17 protein-coding genes are annotated in these 18,442 nt (G+C 73.7%); 11 read left to right on the top strand and 6 right to left on the bottom strand.

Features of this window, described 5'->3' with window-relative positions:
* Positions 1 to 4: 4 nt before the first annotated feature.
* Entirely contained in the window at positions 5 to 1,741 is a 1,737-nt protein-coding gene (locus ACQP10_RS31665) for a hypothetical protein (protein ID WP_433540238.1), read from the bottom strand.
* Positions 1,742 to 2,096: 355 nt separating this feature from the next.
* On the opposite strand from ACQP10_RS31665, the gene ACQP10_RS31660 reads away from it, so the two are divergent.
* The 6 genes from ACQP10_RS31660 (at position 2,097) to ACQP10_RS31635 (ending at position 7,080) form a co-directional block, all read left to right on the top strand.
* Positions 2,097 to 2,450 carry a WXG100 family type VII secretion target gene (locus ACQP10_RS31660; RefSeq protein WP_433540237.1) on the top strand — a complete coding sequence of 118 codons (354 nt, stop codon included), beginning with the start codon at positions 2,097 to 2,099 and terminating at the stop codon, positions 2,448 to 2,450.
* Positions 2,451 to 2,460: 10 nt separating this feature from the next.
* Positions 2,461 to 2,796 carry a WXG100 family type VII secretion target gene (locus tag ACQP10_RS31655; RefSeq protein ID WP_346019196.1) on the top strand — a complete coding sequence of 112 codons (336 nt, stop codon included), beginning with the start codon at positions 2,461 to 2,463 and terminating at the stop codon, positions 2,794 to 2,796.
* A 103-nt stretch (positions 2,797 to 2,899) separates the two neighbouring features.
* Positions 2,900 to 3,316: a hypothetical protein gene (locus ACQP10_RS31650; RefSeq protein WP_346019197.1), complete on the top strand. Its 417-nt coding sequence runs from the start codon at positions 2,900 to 2,902 to the stop codon at positions 3,314 to 3,316.
* A 38-nt stretch (positions 3,317 to 3,354) separates the two neighbouring features.
* The gene (locus tag ACQP10_RS31645; protein ID WP_433540236.1) at positions 3,355 to 4,908 is read left to right on the top strand and encodes a WXG100 family type VII secretion target; all 1,554 of its coding nucleotides are present in this window, start codon (positions 3,355 to 3,357) and stop codon (positions 4,906 to 4,908) included.
* A gap of 186 nt (positions 4,909 to 5,094) precedes the next feature.
* The gene (locus ACQP10_RS31640) at positions 5,095 to 6,330 is read left to right on the top strand and encodes a hypothetical protein (protein WP_433540235.1); all 1,236 of its coding nucleotides are present in this window, start codon (positions 5,095 to 5,097) and stop codon (positions 6,328 to 6,330) included.
* 33 nt (positions 6,331 to 6,363) lie between these two features.
* Positions 6,364 to 7,080 carry a hypothetical protein gene (locus ACQP10_RS31635; protein WP_346019200.1) on the top strand — a complete coding sequence of 239 codons (717 nt, stop codon included), beginning with the start codon at positions 6,364 to 6,366 and terminating at the stop codon, positions 7,078 to 7,080.
* A gap of 46 nt (positions 7,081 to 7,126) precedes the next feature.
* Here ACQP10_RS31635 and eccB read toward each other — a convergent pair whose 3' ends face one another.
* A complete protein-coding gene (gene eccB, locus ACQP10_RS31630) occupies positions 7,127 to 8,575 on the bottom strand; it encodes a type VII secretion protein EccB (protein WP_433540234.1) in 1,449 nt (482 codons plus the stop codon).
* Between the two features lie 205 nt (positions 8,576 to 8,780).
* Between eccB and ACQP10_RS31625 the strand changes: the two genes are divergently transcribed.
* From ACQP10_RS31625 to ACQP10_RS31615, 3 genes are all read left to right on the top strand, one after another.
* Positions 8,781 to 9,107 (top strand): hypothetical protein, encoded by a 327-nt coding sequence (locus ACQP10_RS31625; RefSeq protein ID WP_346019202.1) that lies wholly within the window; start codon positions 8,781 to 8,783, stop codon positions 9,105 to 9,107.
* Positions 9,108 to 9,396: 289 nt separating this feature from the next.
* Complete coding sequence (locus ACQP10_RS31620; RefSeq protein ID WP_433540233.1) at positions 9,397 to 10,245, top strand: proline-rich domain-containing protein; 849 nt, start codon at positions 9,397 to 9,399, stop codon at positions 10,243 to 10,245.
* Positions 10,242 to 10,664 (top strand): YbaB/EbfC family nucleoid-associated protein, encoded by a 423-nt coding sequence (locus ACQP10_RS31615; RefSeq protein ID WP_346019204.1) that lies wholly within the window; start codon positions 10,242 to 10,244, stop codon positions 10,662 to 10,664. Before ACQP10_RS31620 ends, ACQP10_RS31615 begins: the two co-directional genes overlap by 4 nt.
* 190 nt (positions 10,665 to 10,854) lie before the next feature.
* On the opposite strand, the gene ACQP10_RS31610 is transcribed toward ACQP10_RS31615, so the two are convergent.
* The 4 genes from ACQP10_RS31610 to mycP form a co-directional block, all read right to left on the bottom strand.
* Positions 10,855 to 11,133: a hypothetical protein gene (locus ACQP10_RS31610; RefSeq protein WP_433540232.1), complete on the bottom strand. Its 279-nt coding sequence runs from the start codon at positions 11,131 to 11,133 to the stop codon at positions 10,855 to 10,857.
* 40 nt (positions 11,134 to 11,173) lie between these two features.
* Positions 11,174 to 11,482: a hypothetical protein gene (locus ACQP10_RS31605; protein WP_433540231.1), complete on the bottom strand. Its 309-nt coding sequence runs from the start codon at positions 11,480 to 11,482 to the stop codon at positions 11,174 to 11,176.
* Positions 11,454 to 13,205: a protein kinase domain-containing protein gene (locus ACQP10_RS31600; RefSeq protein ID WP_433540230.1), complete on the bottom strand. Its 1,752-nt coding sequence runs from the start codon at positions 13,203 to 13,205 to the stop codon at positions 11,454 to 11,456. The genes ACQP10_RS31605 and ACQP10_RS31600 overlap by 29 nt, the downstream gene beginning before the upstream one ends.
* A 101-nt stretch (positions 13,206 to 13,306) precedes the next feature.
* On the bottom strand, positions 13,307 to 14,515 hold the full coding sequence (gene mycP / locus ACQP10_RS31595) for a type VII secretion-associated serine protease mycosin (RefSeq protein WP_399500235.1): 1,209 nt from the start codon (positions 14,513 to 14,515) through the stop codon (positions 13,307 to 13,309).
* A 329-nt stretch (positions 14,516 to 14,844) separates the two neighbouring features.
* On the opposite strand from mycP, the gene ACQP10_RS31590 reads away from it, so the two are divergent.
* Positions 14,845 to 15,849, top strand: coding sequence for a methionine synthase (locus tag ACQP10_RS31590; protein WP_346019207.1), 1,005 nt, complete (start codon positions 14,845 to 14,847; stop codon positions 15,847 to 15,849).
* A gap of 136 nt (positions 15,850 to 15,985) precedes the next feature.
* Entirely contained in the window at positions 15,986 to 18,184 is a 2,199-nt protein-coding gene (gene ligA, locus ACQP10_RS31585; protein ID WP_390001352.1) for an NAD-dependent DNA ligase LigA, read from the top strand.
* Positions 18,185 to 18,442 lie beyond the last annotated feature (258 nt).

Here is an 18,442-nt window from a genome sequence, read left to right as displayed (position 1 = left end):
CCGCTCAGACTCCCTTGAGTGTGTTGGCGTCCTCGGCGGCCTTGATGACCGTCGATCCCTCTTTCAGCTGCCCGCTCATCGTGGTGTTCAGGTGCGCCCTGGCCGACTCCAGGTATCTGACCATGTTGTCGCGGGTCCCGTTGTGCGCGGAGTTGAGCCCCATCAGGCCGAGCACGCCCAGGCCGGGGAAGCCGCCCAGGTTGATGCCGTTGGCGTTGGAGTGGGCGGTGGCGGCCTCCCCGCCCTCGTCGCCGATGGCCTTGATCTTGCCGCTGAGCTTGGTCAGCGCGGTGGTGTCGGCCTTGCGCCAGTGCTCGCCCACGCCGTTCGTGGTGAGGTACTGCTCGCGCTGCTGGGCGGCCTGCTTCTTCTGCTGCTCCTCGGCGGCTTTCTTCTGCTCCTCGGCCGCCTTCTTCTGTTCCTCGGCGGCCTTCTTCTGCTGCTCCGCCAGGTCCGGGGCGCCGGCGCCGCCTCCGAGCCCACCCGGTCCGGAGCCGCCGCCTCCGGTGTCGCCGAGGCCGCCGGGCATCCCGCCGCCGCCCGTGTCGCCGCCGCCGGGCGACCCGCTCGGCACCGTCGGAGTCTCCAGGCCCGGCGTCTCGGCGCCGGGGGTCTCCGTGCCGGGGGCCCCGGTGCCCGGGGTGCCCGTGCCGGGCAGCTCGGTGCCCGGCATCTCCGCGCCCGGGGTCTCCGCGCCCGGGGTCTCCGCGCCCGGGGTCTCCGGCTGGCCCGGCGACGTGGGGTCGGTGCCCCCTCCGGGGGCGTTCGGATCGGACGGGTTGCCGGAGCCGCCGGGGTCACCCGGGGACTGCGGGGTGCCGGGCTCGACGGGGACGGTCGGGTCGCCGGTTCCCGGGCCGCCCGCGTCACCGGGGCCTGAGCCGCCGGTGTCACCGGTTCCCGGACCGCTCGTGTCGCCGGTCCCGGAGCCGTCGGAGCCGCCGGGGTTCCCCTGGTCGCCCGGATTCCCGGAGTCCCCGGGGTTCCCCTGGTCACCGGAGTCGCCTCCGTCGCCGGAGTCCGCCGGGCCGTCGGTGCCCGGCGGGTTCGGGTCCTCGGTCACGTCGCCGTTCGGGTCGTCGGGGTAGATCTCATCATCCGGCCCGGTCGCGTCGCCGTCGCCGTCGCCGGACCCGGCGGCGTCGTCGTCCGGTCCGCTCGGCTCGATGTACCCGGGCTCGTCGGAATCGGCGTCCCCGGTCTCGCCCGGGTCGTGCGCCTCGCCCTCGGGAACCCCCGCGTCGCCGTCCGGGTCCCCGGACCCGTCGTCCGGATCCCGGGAGACGTCGGTGGCCGTGTCATCACCGGAGCCGCGCGAGCCGTCCTCCGGGTCCCGGGAGTCGTCGAAGGGGGAGCCGTCAGCGGAGCCGCGCGGGCCGTCCGCGGTCGCCCCGCCGTCGTTCGCCGTCCCCCCGGCGGGGCCGGCCTCGCCGTACGGGTCCGTGATGATCTCCTGCTTGGGGCCGTCGTCGGGGGACCCCCCGGGCGCGGCGCCGCCCGTTCCGGCGACCGTCGCGGAGGCGTCGGCGCCGAGGGCGGACGACGCGGGTGACGTGGCCAGGTCGATCGGACCCTCGTAGCCGGTGAGGTCGGAGAAGTCGGACGCAGCGGACGCCTGCGCCGTGGATGCCGCCTCCGCGCCGTCTTGGGCGGGGCGGATGATCTCCACCGGGCCGGTGGTGGGTGGGGTCTGAGTCTCGCCCCAGTTGAGCAGGCGTTCGATGTTGAGGCTCTCGGCCAACTCCACCCTCCCCGTCGCATCGCGCAGTGATCGCCAACAGTAGCTCACCCGCGTTTGGCCGGTACAGAAATGGATGAAGTGTCAACTATCACGCACTCGATGACCATTGCCGTCAGGCGCTCATTAGGAAGACCGCACCTCGTTGACCTGGGCGTTTGCTTGGCAGACGTTGAAACGTTATAAGGCCGTAATATATATGCGTGTTATTCATGTGGGTCTAGATCGCTAACATGCCGTTCGATGATGTTCGCGGGGGTAGTTCCTTTTGTCGCTCTGTGTGACCTATGAGCCACTGAGCGGGCGCGAGGACGTGGCGCCGTGACGAAGAGGTAACCCCATGTCACGGAGGTGACCGGTGGCAGCTGATCTCAACACCTCAGGGTGGGACAAAGACAAGCTCCAGAAGGTTCGGAACGAAGTCGTCAACACCGCGCAGTACGTCGAAGGCATGCGCAAAGGCGTCAACACCACGACTCTCGAGCTCACGGCCTCGGGCTGGCTCGGCTCGGCGTCGGCCAGGTTCCAGCAGGCGATGACCAAGTGGGATCAGGCGATGGTGCGGGTCCGTCAGGACCTCGAGACGATCGCCGAGAAGGTCGGCCAGAACACCATCACGTACGCCGCGGCCGACGATGACGTTCAATCCGGGATGAACCGGGTCGACGCGCTGATCAACACGGGCAGCGTCGACGGTTCGATCAACAGGTAAGGGGACCGCAATGTCGCAGTCGACCGACTACACCCAGGGTGGCTTCCAGGGCGACTACACGAAGGTCAACTTCGTGGAGATGGAGCGGGTCGAGCAAGAGCTCCTCAAGGTCGTCACCGATATGGACAAGGCCACCGACGACCTGCTCACAAAGGTTCACAACATCTTGGGCGACAACGCCTGGGAGGGCGGCGCGCGAGGCTTCTTCGAGGAGCACCGGCAGAAGTGGGACGCGGAGGAGCGGGAGATGGGGAACCAGCTCAACGAGGCCGCCAAGGCCCTCGGTATCGCGACCGAGAACTACCGCGCGGCCGAGGCGCGGAACAGGGCCATCTGGTCCTCCTGACACGACCGGTACTTCTCGGTCACCGCGGCGGCGGTGACCGGGACAGTCCGTCTCAGGTCGCGGGCCCATGGCCCGCGGCCCGGCCTCTCCACAAGGGGTGATCATGACCAGTAAGGACGCCATCGACGGCGCCGGTGACCGCGCGCTCTGGGTCGACCCCAACTGGCCCGGTCTGGACGGCTCCCCCGGCGCCGAGTTCAGCGCCTCCAAGATGCGGGCGATCGCCGCCGAACTGGAGGAGTACGCCGGGATGCTCAAGGGCCCGGCCTACTCCGAGGGCTACACCACCGGGACGGTGGAGAGCGTCGGTGAGAGCGCCGGACTGACCGCCAAGGAGATCGGCTCCTGGAGCGCGGCGCAGGCGTTCGCCCACACGGTCGGCCGGTCCAGCGGCGACGAGGGCGCCCAGGCGCTGTGGAAGGTGTACGGCCTCTTCGCCCAGCGGCTGGACGAGGCCGTGAAGGCGATCAGGGCGAACGCCGACGAGTACGACGGGGCCCGCCGCGCCAACGGCGGCTGAGGCGGGGCGCAGGGCAGACGCGGACAGGGGAGAGTGCTGTGGGAAGCGAAGCCAAGGTTCTGCCGATCCGGTCCTATAGCGCGGTTCCGGAGGCGGGCGCGCCCGCCGTCGGCAAGAGCGAGATCGAGAAGCTGCTGCGCGACACCTCTCCGGCCGCCGTCAACGACGCGGGGTTCGCCTACGGCAACGCCGCCGGGACCATCGACCTCGTCCTCGGCGCGCTGCAGCGCAACGCGGCCGCGCTGTCGCGGGTGTGGGGCGGCGACACGGCGAAGGAGGTGCAGAAGGCGCTGCAGATGCTGCACGCCACCGGCTCCGAGCTGGTCTCGAAGATGAACCAGATGTCCACCACCCTGCGGCTCTACGGCGGCGAGTACCTCCCCCAGGCCATCGCGAAGATCGAGAAGATCCCCGACCCGCCGGCGACCCCGCCCGGCTCGCCCTCGCCGTCTCCCACGCCGAACCTCTTCAACCCGCCGACCGGCACGACCGCCCTGACCCCCCAGGGCACGCCCCTCTACCAGCCGCCGCTCCGGCCCGGCCTGCTCCAGACGAAGGAGGCCGCCGACCAGGCGGCGCGCGAGGTGCTGAAGGAGCTCAACGAGAAGATCGTCGAGCTCTACACCTCGTACGTCCCCCCGCACGTGTCGTACGAGCTTCCGGTCGTGGCGCTGCCGGGCGGGCCCGGCGACTACCGGGACACCCGCTACCCGGACGGCTCGCCCAACGGCTCGATCTTCTCCGGAAACGGTTCGGGAGGCGCGTACAACCCGGGCGGCTCCCCGTGGCCGGACGGGTCCGGCGGCGGCTCCGGTTCGGGTTCCGGCTCCCACGGCTCCGGTTCGGGTTCCGGTGGTTCGGGCTCGCACGGCTCGGGGTCGGGCGGCGGCGGGGCGAACGGCTCCGGCGGCGGCTCCGGTTCGGGTTCCGGTGGTCCGGGCTCGGGCGGCTCGGACTCCGGCCCCGGCGGCGGCTCCGGTGACACCGGCACGAACGGGCCGGGCTCCCACGCGCCCGGCGACACGGGGACGGGCCTGCCCGGGGCGAACGACCCCGGTGCGAACGGTCCCGGATCGAACGGTCCCGGATCGAACGGCACCGGCCGGAACGGCGACGGCACCGTGCCGCCCGTGATCGGCGGGGACGAGGGCTCCCGGTACGACCCCCGCGCCACCGAGATGTCGAACTTCAACCCGCAGACGCCCACGACCACCGTCTCGCCGTACAACTCGCTCGGGCACCCCAACCCGGTGATCGGCAACACCACCGTGACCCCGAACCCGAACGTGACCGCCTTCCCCAACGTCACGACCAACGTCCCGCCGATCCTCGGCGGCCCCGGCACCGGGAACGGCCCGGGGAGCGGGTACGGCTTCGGGAACGGCTCCGGCTGGGGCTCGGCGAACGCGAACGGCGTGACCTCCGCCGTGCTGTCGCGGGGCACGACGGGCGGCCCCGGAATGATCCCGCCCCTCATGGGAGGCGGGGCCGCGGAAGGTCAGCAGGAGGAGCGGAGCCCGGGCATCCCCGTCTCCGAGGTCGACGACGTCTGGGGCTCCGCCGAAGGCGGGGGGCCCTCGCTGCTCTGCTGAGGGACCGCCGCCCGCCGGGGACCGCCGCTCCGGCGGTGGCCGCGGACACCTCCGGCGTCCGCCCGGCGACCCCGCGGGCGGCGCGCCGTACGGAGGGCACCGAAGATCCGATACGGGTAGGGTGATCGCTTACCCGGAGGTTTCGGGGAGACCATCCGGAAAGCCGTACGGAAGAGTGTGGTGGTCATGTCCGATAACGGAGGGAATCCCGCGCACGGCGGCGCCTCCCAGGAGGTGGGCTTCACCGAGGGCAAGGTGAAGGGGCTGGGCGGCTCCATGGGACAGCACGTCCCGCACCTCAGGGACCTCTCCACCAGGACCAAGGGCTTCGCCTTCGACTGGCCCGACTGCGGCGTGCTGGGCATGGGCATCAACAGCGCCCACTCGCAGGCGTGCAACGAGGGCGCGGCGGCGCTCGATGCCGCGGCGGCGACGCTGGAGTCGTGGCAGTACTCCCTGGCCGACGCGGACAAGTTCTACAAGGACTCCGACGACCACAGCAAGGTCAAGGACTCCGACGACCACGACAAGGCCAAGGGCTCCGGCGGGGACGACAAGGCCAAGGGCTCCGGCGGGGACGACAAGAAGATCCCCGTCTCCGGCCCGGGGTCGCCCTCCGGCGGACCCGACATCGACTCCCTGCTGAACGGCCCGTCCGCGGGGGGCGGTCCCGCCGGCCTCGGGCCGGCGGGCCTGGGACCGGGCGGCAGCCTGCCGTCCGCGCCGAACCCGAACGGCGGTCTGCCGAACCTCGGCTCCGGCCTGAACGGAGGGCCGCCCGGAACGGACCCGTCCAGGAACGGCCTCTCGGGGGTCGACGTCCCCCGGCCGAACGTGCCCGGCACCGACGTCCCCCGCCCGAACATCCCCGACCCGAACACGGCCGTCCCGAACGTGCCCGACCCGAACACGGCCGTGCCGAACGTGCCCGTCCCGAACGCGCCGGACCTCAACGGCGCGCTCCCCGACCCCTCCCGCTACAACCCGAACACCACGCGCCTGGCGGGCTACGACCCCGACGACCTGCTCGCCCAGCAGGCCCGCCAGGCCCAGCAGCTCCAGAACGCGGCGCCGCCGAACTGGCCGGGCGACCCGGCGGGGCAGGTCCAGCCCCCCGGCAACCCCCAGGAGAACCAGGGCAACCAGGGCAACCAGAACAACCAGGGAAGCCAGAACCGCGGTGGCCAGAGCGGCGGCGGCTTCGGCGGGAGCTCCCCTTCGCCGGCGATACGCCCCGGCGCGTCCGGCGCGACCGGCGCGCCGGGTATGGGCGGCATGCCGATGGTCCCTCCCATGGGCGGCGGCGGAGCCCCCGGCGGCAAGGACGAGGAGAGGGAGCCCTCGGCGTTGCTGCGCGGAAGCGAGCAGGACTGGGAGGACGACGTGGAAATCGCCCCCTCGGTCATCAGCCACGAGGTGTGACGGTGAGAGACGGCAGGGCGGAAGGAGCGCCTCGTGGCGTATGAGAACGACGTCCGGTTGTTCACGGCGTCCGTGGCGGCGACGGTCGTCGCCGCCGGGCTGCTCAGGAGCAAGCAGGCATTGGCGATCCCCGTCGCGCTCGGCCTGCTGGTCTCCAATCCCGCCAGCATGAAGAAGGCGGCCGAGGGGTGGTGCGACCAGGGCAAGGAGAACTCCCCGGAGAACCTCGACCGGATCACGGCCGACATCAAGAACCTGAAGAAGCAGGTCAAGGAGAACAAGCACTGGGAGGGCGAGGCGGCGGAGACCTTCAACACCGCCGCGGACTCCTTCCTCGCGGCGCTGAGCGACAACAAGAGGTACCGCCAGGCCGCGGGCGAGTGCGCCGGCCAGACCGGGGACGCCTACCACGCCGCGGCCGTGTTCGCCAGCTACGTCGCCGCGACGATGCTGGCGCTCGGGGCGGCCTTCCAGGCCGCCAGGCTCCTCCCGCCGCTCGTGGGGGTTCCCGTGCAGGTCGCGATCCTCCAGGTCGTCAGCAAGATCAACGCCGTGGTCAACGCCGTCGTCAAGCGGAAGACGGTGCTCGTGGCCGCCGCCGCCACCATCTTCGCCGCGGTCAACACCCTGCAGATCGGCCACCAGGCGCTGTTCTTCGGCATGAAGACCCTCCCCGGCCAGGCGCCGGACTTCACCCAGGCGGGCCTGCGGTACCAGAAGGGGACGGGCATCAGCCCGAAGCCGAGGTAGGGGAGCCCCGGGGCGCCCGTCCGGACAGCCCGGACGGGCGCCACGCTCACTGCTGCGGCGGGGTCACCGCCGCCGGGGCGGTCTGGATCGGGTTCCTGGCCGCCTCCGGGTCGAGCGCCGGTCCCTCGGGGATGAGGTGCAGCAGGTGGGCCGGCAGCGGCGCGACGTTCTGCTCGCCGTAGCCGAGGGCGGGCAGCAGTTCGGCGGACGGGATCGCGTGCCGGCGCCCCTGGTCGCCGATGAGGTAGAGCGGCCCGACGGCGTCGAGCCGCCCCTCCCCGGGCAGGACGCCCACCAGGGCGGCCGAGCCCGGGGTGAGCAGCACCTGGTCGGCCATCTCCTGGTTGAACCAGCCCTTCGGCGGCTGCGGGATGGGCTTGGCGGCGCCCACCGTCAGCACCGCCCGGGCCGATCCCCGTTCGGTGGCGGAGTAGACGGCGCAGAGCGGGGTCGCGCCGGACACCGTGATGACCTTCGGCATGGTCGACGGCAGGTCGGGGGCGCCGAGATCGGTGGCGGACGCCTTCGTCGCGTTCACCGTCGCGGCGTCCAGCTCGACCGGCTGGGCGGACGCGCCGCGGTACGCCTTCTGCTTGATGACCGGGCTCTGCAGCAGCAGGGCGGCCTGCGCCGGGGTGAGGGACGCCAGGCCGTCGGGGAGCAGGACGTACCAGCGGGCGGGCATGCCGGCCACCGGCGACACCGTGAACACCGTGCCGGCCCGGTAGCGGTCACCGTCGGGCCCGGTCACGGCGCGGCCGAGGCCGGGGATGTCCGGGCCGCGGAAGGCGGGCCCCTCGGGCAGCGCGTTGAGCCAGGCCGCCGGGACCTGCCGGGGCCGCTCGGCGGTCATCGTCCGCACCGCCTCGGCCGGGACCCGCATCCGCCGGTTCGACCAGAGCATCCAGGTCTGGCCCCCCTCCTCCACGACCACGGCCGAGCCCTGTTCGATCGGGGCGCCGCCGACGTCGATGCCGCCGAGCAGCGTGGTGTACGGCCTGCGCTCGTTGCCGGTGTCCACGCCGTCGACCACGCACGCCGTCCAGGGGGTGCGGACCAGGCGGTCGGGGGCGGGCAGCGACTTCGGGGCGCCGGCGATGCCCACCATCGCGTCGCGCCGGAACCGCGCGAGCGAGGCCGCGCTGACCGCGCGGACCTTCACCTGCTGTTCGCCGAGCAGCAGCCGCGCGGAGGTCACGTTGTCGACCGGGATCAGCCGCTCCTTGGGGGCGCTGTAGACGAAGACCGCGCCCGACTCCTCCTCTATGAGCACCGTCCCGGGAGCGGTGAGCGCGGTCGCGCTGCCGGGGCGGAGCAGCCCCAGGATGCCGAAGATCGCCGCCACGACCACCGCGACCAGCGCGGAGCCGAACATGGCCACGTTGTGCCGGCGCGTGGGCGACTCCGGCAGGTCCGGCTCGCCCTGGAGCAGCGCCATGCTCAGGCGCTGGGTCATCAGCCGGTACGCCTGGTAGAGATCCCGACGGGTCTGCATTCCACCTCCGCGTCGCGGTGTGAGCGGTAGCCGACAGCATAGAAGCGCGATCAAGGGGACGGCATCACCGGCAGGGTCGGTGAACGGCCCTTGGCCACGGGGTTTCGGAGCGTCGAAAGCCTCCTGAACAGGCCACCGTGACCCCGGGAGGGGTGCTGAGCGGATGGTAGAGATGTCCCGGAAAGGTGTTGATCACGGAGGGGTCATGGCGCAGGAGATACACGTCACGTCGGCGGCGATCCGAAGCGTCCGCACCGAGATCGGCGACGACCTGATCCCCGAGATCAGGGAACTGCGGGACATGGTGCGCAGCACCGACCTGGAGGACACCGGCCCGGATCTCCTGCGGCCCCTCGGGTGGGGCGCCGCCGGGGAGCCGATCATCGGGATCCGCTACCGGGAGATCCAGCGGGACGTCGTCCACAAGTTCGACGAGGCCCTGGAGGTGCTGGACACGTGGCTGGAACTGCTGGAGAGGGCCGAGCGGAACTGGCGGACCGCCGAGTCGCGCAGCGTCGTCGTCTACCGGTGACGGGGCCCGCGAGATGAACGACTTCACACCGCCGACGCGTGCCACGGGCGTCCCGCCGCTGCCGCCGGCCACGCCGCCGACGACCTGGCCGCCGCCGCAGCCGGCCTGGGCGCCGCCACAGCCCGCGCAGACGACCTGGACACCGCCACAGGCGCCTCACAACGCGTCCCAGGCACGCGGAGGCTCCCAGCCGCCGCAGCCGTCCCGGGCGGCCGGCGGAGGCGCCCACCGGTGGTCCTCCGGGGGCGGGCGGCACCGTGCCCCGTCACCCCACCGGCCGTCCCCCGGCGTGGCGGCCAGGAGCGCCAAGGGCGTGCTGACCGACGCCTCGAAGATCCTCAGCAACCTGCAAAAGGGGGCGCGGCTGGCGCCCACCCTGTACGCGGGCGTGGGGATCGCGGCGACCGCGGCGGCGAACGTGCCCGGGATGGCAGACGTCTACAACAACTGGGAGTCCCTGCATTCACGGCTGGACACCGCCGTCAAGAGCTACTCGGCCGCCCTGCTCGCCGCGGGCGCCGGGGGCTGGATCGCGGAGGACCGCGACGCGTACGAGGACGCCGTACGGCGCTTCCAGGAGGGCCTGGAGAGCATGCGCGGCTACGTCAAGACGATCGCGGGCATCGTCGACGAGGTCGGCGACGCCTACCGCGCCTACTGGGTGGCGATCGCCCGGCTGGCCGCGACGTTCCTGCTGCTCGCCACGGTCGCCGCCGCCATGCTCCTGACGCCCTGGGCCGGGTCGGCCGCGCTCAACCTCCGGATGCTCGGCGCCCTGGCCACCCAGATCATCAGCGTCTCCACCGGCGCGCTGTGGAAGCTCATCGAGATGGTGGCCGGCGGCTTCGCGGTCTACTTCGGCGGCAAGGCGATCTTCCAGATGTACAACCTCGAACCCACCGGCGCGGCGCGGATCGACTTCACCCAGGCCGAGATCAGGATCGGCGACCTGCCGTCCTTCCAGAAGCCGCCGCCGTCCTCCGGGAACGCGCCCCAGCCCCCGCCGTCGGCCGGGGGCGTGCCCGGTCTCCCCGCGCCGCCGGGTGGGACCGTACCCGGGAACGTGCCCGGCCTCCCGCCGAGCGCGGGCTTCCAGTGGCTTTCCCCCAGGCAAGAGATTCCGGAGCCGGCCAGATGACGAGATTCGACCCCGAGAACCCGCGCGTGGAGAGCATGGAGGACCTCGACGAGGTCGTACGGCACAGCGAGCGGGTGATGGCCGGGCTGGCGGAGGCCCAGCGGGAACTCGCGGCCGTGACGGGCGAGGGGAGCGCCGCCGACGGCATGGTCCGCGCGGAGGTGGACGGCGCCGGCCGGATCCGGCGGATCGCCTTCGACCCGCGTGCGGCGCGGATGGACACCGCGGCGCTGGCCGAGGCGGCGACCGAGGCGGTCCGGGCGGCGCAGGAGGAGGCGGCGCGTCGCAACGACGAGCTGCTCAGGGCGGCGACGGGCGGCGCGCCGGTCACCCTGGACATGGAGCGGGCCCGCCGGGAGTTCGAGGAGATCGGCGCGGATCTGGCCCGCACCCTGCGTGACCTGACGGAGAAGTGTTGACGCCGGCTCCACCGTGACGCCGGGCGGCCACGGTCGCGGGGGGCCGGAGGGGCGCCTTCCGCCGCCGGAACCGGCGAGGCCCGCCTCCCCTCCACCGAACCGCGGTGGAGGGGAGGCGGGCCTCCTCATGCGCCGGGACGCAGGCTCCGCCGTGACCGCCGGGAGCCGGCGGTCACGGCGTCCGCGGGTGTCAGCCGCAGTTGGCCCAGCCCGAGCTCGTGCTACCGGTGGAGGAGCCGCCGCTGACGCGCACGCACTTCCCCTTGCCGGACAGGATCACCGGCCCGGCGTAGAAGTCGTAGCTTCCCCGTTCGGTCTTGCTCGCGCCGTTCTGGACCTCCAGGGTCGCCCAGACCGAGGTGGCGACGCCCACGTCGGCGGTCTTCATCGTGACCGCGCAGTTGAGGCCGCTGGAGGAGTTGTAGAGCTGGTAGACGGCTCCCCCGGAGAACGGGACCGACCGCTGCACGTAGAAGCCCGGCCCGCAGGCCTGCTCGGGGGAGTGCGGGTTACGGGCCGGCGGCTGCGTCGGCTTCTCCGGGGCGCTCGTCGACGGCCGGCTCGTCGGGGCCGGCGGGATCTCCGTCGGGCTCTTCGGGGTCGTCGGGACCACCGTCGGCCTGGGCGGCGGCGTCGGCTTGACCGTCCGGGTCGGCACCGGCGGCGGCGGCGTCGGCTTCACCGTTCGGGTCGGCGCCGGCGGCGGCGGCGACCAGGTCCTGGTGGGCTTCGGCTCGGCCGTCCGCGTCGGCCTCGGCGGGTGCGTCGGCCGGGGCGCCTGCGTGGCGGTCACCGTGGGCGTCGGCATGGGGACCCACGTCGGGCTTCCGCTCGGCTGGGGCGTCGTCGGGGCCGTCGGCACCGGGGTGGCGGGTCCGCTCGGCTGGGGGTCGCCGGAGCCGTCGGTGCCGGGGAGCCGCCGTCGGTCGGCTGGGGCGTCGCGGGCCCGCTCGGCGGCGGCGTCGGGGCCGGTGTCGGGTCGACCTCCGGCTTGTTGGGGTTCCTCCCCCTGCCCTTGCCGTTGCCGTTGCCGTTCCCATTGCCGTTGGTGGGCTGCGCCGTCGGCTGGGCCGTGGGCTGGGCCGGGGGCGTCGGCGCGCCCGTGGCGGGGTTCGTCGGCACCGGCACCGGCACGGGCGGCGAGGTGGGGTACGCCGTGATCGACGGGATCGGCGGGGGGACCGGGGTCTCCGTGGCCAGCCTCATCGGCGAGACGTCGGGGACCTCGGGGTCGGTCGTGGCGTTCCACGGCACGGTCACCCTGGCCGTCGGCTGGTCACCGATCCCGCCCTGGTCGCCGTACCCGCCGGTGTCACCGGTGTCGCCCTGTCCCTGCCCCTGTCCCTGCCCCTGGCCCTGGCCCTGCCCTTGACCCTGGCCCTGCCCCTGGCCGTTCCCCTGGGCGACCCGGGACAGGCCGGAGTGGCCGTTCCCGCCCAGGGCGGCGGCCTGCTCCGTGTTGCCGAGCGAGGTGTACTGCCCCGCCGCCCACAGCCCGGCGCCGGACAGCAGGACGGCCCCGCCCACGCAGGCGGCCAGCGCCACGGAGAGCTTGCCGTTCCTGCGCCGCTTCTCGGGCTCGGGGGCCAGCTGCATCACGACCGGTCCCTGCTGGTCCGGCGGCGGCGTGTCCGTGGGGAGCGGCGGCGCGCCCCAGCCGGAGGGGACCGCCGGCTGCGGGAGGGTGGCCTCCGGGTGGCCCGGCGCGGCGGCCTGCGGCGCCTCGGGCCGCCAGTCGTCCCCGGTGATCTGCGGCACCTGCTGCTCGCCGAGCAGGCGGAGCATGGCGGCCTTGGTGTCCGGCCGCTCCTGGGGGCGCTTGCTCAGGCAGACGGCGAGGAGGCCGGCCAGGTCGGCGGGCAGGCCGACGAGGTTGGCCGGGCCGTCCATCAGCCTGTCCAGCTGCCCGCCGAACGGGGAGCGGCCGGTGGCCGCGTACAGGACGGTGGCGGCCCAGGAGAAGATGTCGGCGGGCCTGCCGGGGACGACGCCGGCCCCCGGGGTCAGCTCGGCCTGGATGTGCTCGGGGGCGCGGTAGTCGGGCTCGGGGCCGATGACGCCGAGGCCGATGTCGCAGACGAGCGGCCCGTCGGGGCCGAGGATCACGGTGTCGGGGCTGAGGCCCCCGTGGGTGATGCCGGAGAGGTGGACGGCGGTCAGCGCGGTGAGGGTGGCGACGGCGAGCCGCTCCAGCGCGTCGCCGGTCAGTGGGCCGTCGGTGGTCACGGCCTCGCGCAGCGAGCGTCCCTCGACGTGTTCGCGTACGACGTACGGGGTGTCGCCGTCCCAGCCGACCTCGATCAGCTTCGCGGTGTGCGCGCCGGAGACCCGCCTGACGGCCTCCAGGCCGTCGGTGATCTGCGCTCGCGCGCCGGGGTCGATCCCGGGCCGCGGGGGCAGGATCCGGATCGCGCGCAGGATGTCCTCGTCCGGCAGGTGACCCAGATGAACGGGGGGCTGAAGGCGGCCGAGACGGCCGACGAGGACGTATGGACCTATACGTCCTGGGTCTTCAGCCAGCAATGGGTTTAAATCGCCCATTTCACTCCTTCTGGCTCAACTTGCCATCAAAACCGCTGATTGGCGGTCTAGTCCTATCGAACCAAACGTGCGTCACGAAATTCACATAATTCACATCTCTTTCACGCCCCGTTCTCGAGCGCGCCCGCCCGCCACCTCCGGCGGCGCCCCGCGGGGATCGCGACGCCGGCCACGACGACCATGCCCGCCGCGGCGAACGAGCCGAGGGCGACCCACCCGGCGATCGACATGCTCCGGACGTCCTTCGCCGGCGCCCGCCGTATCGCGTCGGGCGGCAGCGGGACGGGCGGCGGCGGCGCGAGCGCGACGGCCTCCGAGGGCAGTACCGCCGTGACGGCCAGCAGCGGGTTGACCACCCCCGCGCCGACGCCCGCCCCGGTGCCGCCGTCGGCGGTCAGCGCGATGCGCCGCACCGTCGCCTCGGCGCTCAGCTCCGGGTGGTACGCCCGGACCAGCGCCGCCACCCCCGCCACGTACGGCGCCGCGAAGCTGGTGCCACGCAGGTCCTCCCGGTAGGTGACCCACGGCCAGGTGCTCGTGACCCCCTCGCCGGGAGCCAGGACGCTGACCGGGGAACCGGTGTTGGAGAAGTCGGTCCGGCGCCCGTCGGGACCGGCGGCGCCGACCGACAGCACACCGGGGTAGGAGGCCGGGTAGGCCGGCGTGGAGTCGTTGTGCTCGGAGTTGCCCGCCGCGGCCACGACCACCGCCCCCTTGGCCTGGGCGTAGGTGACCGCGGTGCGCAGGTCGGGCTGGTCGCTCGCCCGGACCGACACGTTGATCACGTCGGCGCCGAGGTCGGCGGCCCGCGCGATGGCCCGTGCCAGGTTCCCCACGTCGCCCTCGTTGCCGTCCGTGTGCTTGACGGAGATCAGCCTGGCCTGGGGCGCGACCCCGGAGAAAGGGGACTCCTTGCGCTGCCGCCCGGCGACGATGCCCGCCACCGCCGTGCCGTGACCGTCGCAGTCGCGCGTCCCGGTGCCGGTGACGTCGTACACGGCGGCCCCCTTGAGCTGGGGGTGCGTGGTGTCCAGCCCGCTGTCGACGACCGCGACGGTGATCCCGGCGCCCTTGGTCAGCCGCCACACGTCCCGCAGGCTGAGCCGCCGCTGTGCCCAGGGCTCGACGATGCTCTTCGTGCCGGGTTTCGGCGCGCACTGCCTCGGCTCGGCCGCCCGCGCGGCGGCGGGCGGCCCCTCGGGCAGCGGGACCGCCCGCGCGGCGGCGGGCGGCCCCGGGGGCGCCACGGTCACCGCGGCCGCTCGCGCGGCGGACGGTCCCGGCACCGCGGTCGTCGCCAGCAGCGACACGGCGGCTAGTGTCCGGCCGATCACCATGTGTCCCCCCGGGCTGGGTGAATACCGGGCGAAACACTACTCAACCCGATCAAGGGACGTCATGCCGACGGCCGAATCCCCGCCCGAATCCCACCCGAGGACGGCCCGGGGACGGCTCGGGGACACGGCCGTGCGGCCCGGGAGGGCCACCGTCCCGCGGGGGACGCCGCCGGGCGGCCAGGGAGCACCGCCGGGCGGTCGGTGGACGCCACCGGACCGCCCTAAGCTGCTGTCGTGCGAGGACGGGCCGCCGGACGCGACGGCGGCCGTCCGGTTCACGGAGGAACGCGGCGAGGAGCGGCATGAGCGAGTATCCGTGGGGCGAGGCGACCGCCACCGGGATCGGGTCCCACCCGGGGGAGGACCACGTGGAGGCGATCAGGATCGTCTTCGGCGAACTGCCCGCCCTGCCGTACCTCCCGGAGCTGCCCGCGCGCGGCGTCGGCGCCGACATGGTCGGCAGGTCCGCCTCGCTGCTGGTCGAGCTGCCGGTGGAGGTGCAGCCGTCCGGGTGGCGCTTCACCGACCGGCCGGGACGCGACGTGAAGCGGGCCCGCGACCACCTGCGGCGCGATCTCGACGCGCTGGAGGAGGCGGCGCAGGGGTACGAGGGCCCGCTGAAGATCCAGGCGGCCGGGCCGTGGACGCTGGCCGGGACGATCGAGCTGCGGCACGGCGACAAGACGCTCGCCGACCCCGGCGCGGTGCGCGACCTGACCGCCTCCTTCGCCGAGGGGCTCGCCGCCCACCTCGCCGACGTGCGGCGCAGGGTGCCGGGGGCCACGGAGATCGTCCTGCAGCTCGACGAGCCGGGGCTGCCGGGCGTCCTGGCCGGCACGGTGCCGACCGCCTCGGGCTTCGGGCGGCTGCCCGCCGTGGACCCCCAGGTCGCCGCCGAACGGCTGGGCGCGGTGCTGCCCGCCGGGGCGTTCCCGGTCGTGCACTGCTGCGCCCCGGACGTGCCCTTCGCGCTCCTCCGTACGGCGGGCGCCCGGGGGATCTCGCTCGACGCCGCCCTGCTCCGGCGGCGCGACGAGGACGCGATCGGCGAGGCGGTCGAGGCCGGGACGGCCCTGTTCCTCGGCGTGGTGCCCGGCGCCGGCGGCACGCTGCCCGACGTGGGGGTGGTCGCCCGGCCCGCCGTCGAGCTCTGGCGCCGCCTCGGCTTCCCCGCCGCGACGCTCGCCTCGCAGGTCGTCCTGACCCCGTCATGCGGGCTGGCCGGGGCCTCGCCCGCCTACGCCCGTGCCGCCCTGGCGAAGGTGCGCGGCGCGGCCCTGGTGCTGCGGGAGGACCCCGGCGAGTGACCCCGCCGGGACCGCCCTTCGGCGGGTGAGGCGGTCCTCACATTGTCGGTGCCCGGCGATAGCGTTTCACTTGGGAGTCGCCGCTTCTGCGGCGCCTGACCGGCCGGTTCGCGGTGACGAGGGGAGATCTTGGGTGATGGGCGCTGAGACGGAGGCCGGGGTCGCGCCGGCGTCGGCGAGGAAACGGCACGCCGAGCTGGCCGAGCTGGTCGACGAGGCCAACTGGCGCTACTACGTGCTCGACGCGCCCACCGTGAGCGACGCCCAGTACGACGCGTGGATGCGCGAGCTGCAGCGGCTGGAGGAGGAGAACCCCGCCCTGCGCACGCCCGACTCCCCGACCCAGAGGGTCGGCGCGCCGATCACCAGCGACTTCGCCTCGGTGGCCCACCTGCGGCGGATGGAGAGCCTGGACAACGCGTTCAACGCCGACGAGGTCGCCGCCTGGCAGGCGCGGGCCGAGCGGCTGGCCGAGCGCGACCCGGCCCCCTACCTGTGCGAGCTGAAGATCGACGGCCTGGCGATCGCGCTGGTGTACGAGAAGGGCCGCCTGGTGCGCGGGGCCACCCGCGGCGACGGCCGGGTCGGCGAGGACGTGACGGCCAACGTGCGGACCCTCGCCGACGTGCCGCAGCGCCTGTCCGGCGACGGCGTCCCCGACCTGCTGGAGGTCCGCGGCGAGGTCTACATGCCCGTCGAGGGGTTCGAGCGGCTCAACGAGCAGCTGGTCGAGGCCGGCAGGCAGCCGTTCGCCAACCCGCGCAACTCCGCCGCGGGCTCGCTGCGGATGAAGGACCCGCGGGAGACCGCGCGGCGGCCGCTGCGGATGATCGTCCACGGGGTCGGTCCCTGGGAGGGCGGCGCCCCGATGCCCGCCTCGCAGTCGCAGATCTACGAGCGGCTGCGGGAGTTCGGGCTGCCGGTGAGCGACCTCTACCGGGTCGTCGGCGACCTCGACGAGATCAACGCCTACATCGAGTACTACCGCGAGCACCGCCACGACCCCGCCTACGAGATCGACGGCGTCGTGGTGAAGGTCGACGGCCTCACGCTCCAGCGCGAGCTCGGCTCCACCAGCCGGGCGCCGCGCTGGGCGATCGCCTACAAGTACCCGCCGGAGGAGGTCAACACCAGGCTCCTCGACATCCAGGTGGGCGTCGGCCGCACCGGCCGGGTCACCCCGTTCGGCGTCATGGAGCCGATCGTCGTGTCCGGTTCCACGGTCGAGCGCGCCACCCTGCACAACGCCTCCGAGGTCGTGCGCAAGGGCGTGCGGATCGGCGACACGGTGGTGCTGCGCAAGGCGGGCGACGTGATCCCGGAGATCGTCAAGCCGGTCGAGGAGCTGCGCGACGGCAGCGAGCGGGAGTTCGTGATGCCGACGCACTGCCCGGAGTGCGGCACGGAGCTGGCCTACGAGAAGGAGGGCGACGCCGACCTGCGCTGCCCCAACACCAGGTCCTGCCCCGCCCAGCTCCGCGAGCGGATCTTCTTCGCGGCCGGTCGCCGGGCCTTCGACGTCGAGGGTCTGGGCTACGTCGCGGCCACCGCGCTGACCCAGCCGCTGCCCCCGCAGCAGCCGCTGGTCCGCACCGAGGCCGACCTGTTCGACCTGACCGCCGACCAGCTGCTGCCGATCCGCTCGGTGGTCCGCGACCCCGACACCGGACTGCCCAAGACCGACCCGGAGACCGGCGAGCCGAGGATCGTCTCCTTCTTCGCCAACCAGAACGGCGGGCTGAGCAAGAACGCCGAGAAGATGCTCCAGGAGCTGGAGCGGGCCAAGACGAAGGAGGAGACGACCGTGGCGCGGGTCCTGGTCGCGCTCTCCATCCGGCACGTCGGCCCGCCCACCGCCCAGGCCATCGCCGCCGAGTTCCGCTCGATCGACGCGATCGCCGCCGCCTCCGAGGAGGAGCTGGCCGCGGTCGAGGGCGTCGGCCCGCGGGTGGCCGCCGCGATCCACGACTGGTTCCAGGTCGACTGGCACCGGGAGATCGTCGACCGGTGGAGGGCCGCCGGGGTGCGGATGGAGGACGAGGCGCCCGCCGACCTGCCCCCGCAGACCCTCGTCGGGCTCACCTTCGTGGTGACCGGCACGCTGGCCGGCTTCACCCGCGACGAGGCCGGCGCGGCCCTGGCGAGCCGGGGCGGCAAGGTGGCGTCCTCGGTCTCCAAGAAGACCTCCTTCGTGATCGTGGGGGAGAACGCCGGGTCCAAGTTCGACAAGGCGGTCAAGCTGGGCGTGCCGATCCTCGACGAGGAGGGCCTGAAGGTCCTCCTGGAGGACGGGCCCGAGGCCGCGGCCGGCATGACGGTCACCCCCGAGGCGTGACCGGGCGGCCCCGCCCCGGACATGCCGGGGCGGGGCCGCCTCACGGGTCTCCGCCGGGGACGCGGGGCCGTACGGCGGGCCGGGGAACGAGCGAACGACCGGCGGGGCGCGGGCCGGGGAACGAGCGAACGACCGGCGGGGCGCGGGCCGGGGAACGAGCGAGCGGCCGGCGGGGCGGCCGGGGAACGGGGGGGGGTGGCCGGCGGCGCGGACGGGAAAACGGACGACGGGCCGGAGGACGGGGAAGACGGGGAGAGA

This window comes from Streptosporangium sandarakinum (genome assembly GCF_050942225.1).
Taxonomy (GTDB): Bacteria; Actinomycetota; Actinomycetes; order Streptosporangiales; family Streptosporangiaceae; genus Streptosporangium; species Streptosporangium nondiastaticum.
This window is presented reverse-complemented; position numbering and strand designations above follow the sequence as displayed.

Bases quoted from the DNA above. Each gene is read 5' to 3' on its own strand.
- ACQP10_RS31625 (WP_346019202.1), top strand. From the start codon at position 8,781: ATGGCGCAGGAGATACACGTCACGTCGGCGGCGATCCGAAGCGTCCGC.
- ACQP10_RS31615 (WP_346019204.1), top strand. From the start codon at position 10,242: ATGACGAGATTCGACCCCGAGAACCCGCGCGTGGAGAGCATGGAGGAC.
- eccB (WP_433540234.1), bottom strand. From the start codon at position 8,575: ATGCAGACCCGTCGGGATCTCTACCAGGCGTACCGGCTGATGACCCAG.
- ACQP10_RS31640 (WP_433540235.1), top strand. From the start codon at position 5,095: ATGTCCGATAACGGAGGGAATCCCGCGCACGGCGGCGCCTCCCAGGAG.
- ACQP10_RS31655 (WP_346019196.1), top strand. From the start codon at position 2,461: ATGTCGCAGTCGACCGACTACACCCAGGGTGGCTTCCAGGGCGACTAC.
- ACQP10_RS31650 (WP_346019197.1), top strand. From the start codon at position 2,900: ATGACCAGTAAGGACGCCATCGACGGCGCCGGTGACCGCGCGCTCTGG.
- ligA (WP_390001352.1), top strand. From the start codon at position 15,986: ATGGGCGCTGAGACGGAGGCCGGGGTCGCGCCGGCGTCGGCGAGGAAA.
- ACQP10_RS31590 (WP_346019207.1), top strand. From the start codon at position 14,845: ATGAGCGAGTATCCGTGGGGCGAGGCGACCGCCACCGGGATCGGGTCC.
- ACQP10_RS31600 (WP_433540230.1), bottom strand. From the start codon at position 13,205: ATGGGCGATTTAAACCCATTGCTGGCTGAAGACCCAGGACGTATAGGT.